The sequence below is a fragment of the Chromobacterium sp. ASV23 genome (assembly GCF_016428945.1).
Classification (GTDB): Bacteria; Pseudomonadota; Gammaproteobacteria; order Burkholderiales; family Chromobacteriaceae; genus Chromobacterium; species Chromobacterium sinusclupearum.
On sequence record NZ_JAELTR010000115.1, the window covers coordinates 1 to 3,207 of the forward strand.

General features: G+C 46.1%; 3 protein-coding genes. All 3 read left to right on the forward strand.

The features are described from left to right. Positions 1 to 46 precede the first annotated feature (46 nt). The 3 genes from JHD59_RS21680 to JHD59_RS21690 are packed head-to-tail and all read left to right on the forward strand — an operon-like array spanning position 47 to position 3,177. Complete coding sequence (locus JHD59_RS21680; protein WP_199155791.1) at positions 47 to 988, forward strand: glycosyltransferase family 2 protein; 942 nt, start codon at positions 47 to 49, stop codon at positions 986 to 988. Positions 989 to 994: 6 nt separating this feature from the next. Next, entirely contained in the window at positions 995 to 2,065 is a 1,071-nt protein-coding gene (locus JHD59_RS21685) for an NAD(P)-dependent oxidoreductase (RefSeq protein WP_199155792.1), read from the forward strand. Positions 2,066 to 2,103: 38 nt separating this feature from the next. After that, positions 2,104 to 3,177: a nucleotidyltransferase family protein gene (locus tag JHD59_RS21690; protein ID WP_199155793.1), complete on the forward strand. Its 1,074-nt coding sequence runs from the start codon at positions 2,104 to 2,106 to the stop codon at positions 3,175 to 3,177. Positions 3,178 to 3,207: the final 30 nt, after the last annotated feature.

The window sequence follows — 3,207 nt, forward strand, 5'->3', positions numbered from 1 at the left end:
GAGTCTCGTGGGCTCGGAGATGTGTATAAGAGACAGGCGCAGGATAATGAGTAAAACCAAGATGGTTAGCATCGTTGCTGGTTGTTACAACGAAGTTGACAATGTTGAAGAATTGACTCGTCGCATTGGGCTTGCCATGAGTCAGTTCCCAGAGTTGGATTATGAAATAATCCTTATTGACAATGATAGTGTCGATGGGACAGATCTAAAAATAAAGCAACTGTGCGAAGCTGATAAGAGAATCAAAGCCATCTTTAATGTTCGCAACTTCGGACATATTCGTTCTCCATATCATGCCTTGCTTCAGGCTCAGGGGGATGCGGTGATCGGTATGGCTTCAGATCTGGAAGACCCTCCAGAGTTGATCATTGATTTTGTCAAAAACTGGCTGGCAGGCAGTAAAATTGTTATTGGGGTTCGCCGCTCTCACGCAGAAAAGGGTATTACTCCATACCTGAGAAAGATGTATTACTCGTTGATCACTAGGATATCAGAAGTCGATCAGGTGAGAAACTTTACGGGGTTCGGCCTCTACGATAAAAAAGTGATGGATATTTTGCGTGAAATTCAGGATCCCTATCCTTATTTTCGTGGTCTTATCTGTGAGATTGGTTATCCTCGAGTTGAGATTCCTTTTGACAAGCCATTGCGAAGGTCGGGGCTGTCGAAAGGTAATTTCTTCGTTTATCTGGATAGCGCCTTGCTTGGCGTTGTGAACCACTCCAAGGCTCCCTTGCGCTTGGCAACCATTATTGGCGGTACCATGAGTGGTCTAAGTTTCATGCTTGGTGTCTACTATTTTGCGCGGAAGATCATTGCTTGGGATGATTTCCAGGTTGGTTTCGCTCCGCTCGCCATTGCGTTGTTTTTCTTTCTTGGTGTTTTGTTCTTCATTGTCGGCATGTTGGGCGAGTATATTGGCCTTCTGGTGACGCATACCGTCAAACGGCCGATGGTTGTCGAGCGAGAACGAGTCAATTTCGATTGAGTGGATATGGACACAGCGATCCCTTCTGGTTTTTCTCTATTTGAGCAAGATTTGAACATCATCGCCACGCAAACGGATGATGTGCTTTATGACTTTGAGAACGGTAATGTTTTTATTACGGGGGCCAGCGGTTTTTTCGGGATATGGCTGGTTGAAGCTTTTCTATGGATGGCGCGTGAGAGGCAGTTGAACCTTACGGTAACTGTACTGCTGCGGGATGCAGGTAGATTCTTTACGCGTTATCCTCACTTGCGCGATAACCCTGCGCTGAGGTGGGTAGAGGGTGATCTGGAAACGTTCGAATTTCCAGTACAGTCAGTCAGTCACATTATTCATGCCGCATCGGTGCCCAATCTAGATGGCCGCGATAGCTGGGCTAGCGAGCATGTGCGAGCGGGTGTGCTTGGGATGAGCCGCATACTCAAGTTGGCCGAAGAGAAAAAGATCCGTTCTTTGCTCGTTACCAGCTCCGGAGGGGTCTATACATCCGTGCTTGAATGTCGAGGGGGAAATGGCTTCGTCGAGGAGGTAGACAGCATTTCTGCCTTAACAAGTGAAAAGATTGTTTATGGACAAACTAAGCGCATGATGGAAATCATGTCCGCCGCTGAGGCGAGGAAACATGGTTTCAAATTGGCCATCGCACGTTGTTTCGCTTTTGTTGGTCCTTATCTGCCTATGGATGCTAACTACGCAATCGGTAATTTTATCCGAGATGCACGTGAGAGGAAGTGTATTGTCATCAGTGGTGATGGTACCCCGCTGCGTTCCTATTTGTATGCTGCAGATCTGGCTGCGTCCTTGATCAGGCTTCTGGTCAAATGTCGTTCAGGAGTGCCATATAATATCGCTGGTACGGAAGTATTATCTATAAAGCAGCTTGGATTGCTGGTGGCCAAATGCCATGGCATGCCAAATGAGTCCGTAAAAATAATGACTCCAGCTACTCCTGATGCACCGATTAATCAATATTTGGCTGATATTAATAAGGCTCGCAACGATGGCCTGCTTTGCAACTCCACAAGTCTGGTGGATGCAATTGCGAGAACAAGCAAATGGCTTGATCTAAAAGCATAATTCCAAAAATCATTCTGGATAAATATTGGGCGATTGCAATGAAAAATATCGAGCTCTCAAGAATCTCTGTCACTGAGGAATCCCAAATTTCTGATGTTGTAGCTTGCATTCAGAACAGCGGCTCCGTAGCATGCTGCCTTTATTACAACAATGAAGGTAAATTTGAGAATATTTTCACCGATGGAGATGTTCGGCGCGCCTTTCTGGCTGGGAGAGGGCTAACTGATTCCGCTTATGAAATACTCAAAATCAAGCAGGCCAGCGCCAGAGCTAGGCCGATTACGGCTAGTGTGGACTCTACTGATGACAAGCGCCGGGCTATTTTTGCCGAGCACAGCCTACGCCAGCTGGTGCTGGTGGATTCATTCGGTCAGCCGCTTGATGTGATTGGAGCCGATCATCTTTGTCATGAGTATGACTTTCAGAAAAAAAGTTTTTCCGCGATTGTTATGGCTGGTGGGTTCGGTACGCGCATGCGTCCCTTTACCGATACTACGCCCAAACCGATGCTGAAGGTGAACGGACGTCCGATTCTAGAGATTAGCATCATGAAGATGATCGAATTTGGCGTGCGAAAGTTTTATATTACCACTCACTATTTACCAGAAAAGATCATGGAACACTTTGGGGATGGTAGCCGTTTTGGTGTTGAAATTTATTACATAAATGAAGCGACTCCTTTAGGCACTGGTGGTGCCTTAGCATTGGTGGAACAGCCGGACGAACATATGTTGGTATTCAATGGTGATATTCTAACCAATTTGAATGTACGTATGTTTTTTGCTGATCACATGCGTACCAATGCCTGCATGACCATTGCCTCTACCCAGTATCATGTTGAAGTCCCATTTGGCGTCATCGCTGAGGAAGATGGGGTGGTAGCTAAGATCGATGAGAAGCCTGTATATAAATTCATGGTCAATAGTGGAATGTACTTTGTCTCGCGCGAGGTGTTCGAGTATCTTCCTGCCACAGAGAGATTCAATATGACTGATGTGGCGGAGAGCTTGATAGAAAAGGGAAGAAAGGTATCTTGCTTCCCTATTTACGAGCATTGGCTGGATGTTGGTCGCCCCAGTGATTACGATATAGCGGCTACAATTTTTGAGTGATCCCCTAGGGGCTGTCTCTTATACACATCT

Excerpts from the sequence above, each read along its gene's own strand:
- JHD59_RS21680 (WP_199155791.1), top strand. The coding sequence starts at position 47 with ATGAGTAAAACCAAGATGGTTAGCATCGTTGCTGGTTGTTACAACGAA.
- JHD59_RS21685 (WP_199155792.1), top strand. The coding sequence starts at position 995 with ATGGACACAGCGATCCCTTCTGGTTTTTCTCTATTTGAGCAAGATTTG.
- JHD59_RS21690 (WP_199155793.1), top strand. The coding sequence starts at position 2,104 with ATGAAAAATATCGAGCTCTCAAGAATCTCTGTCACTGAGGAATCCCAA.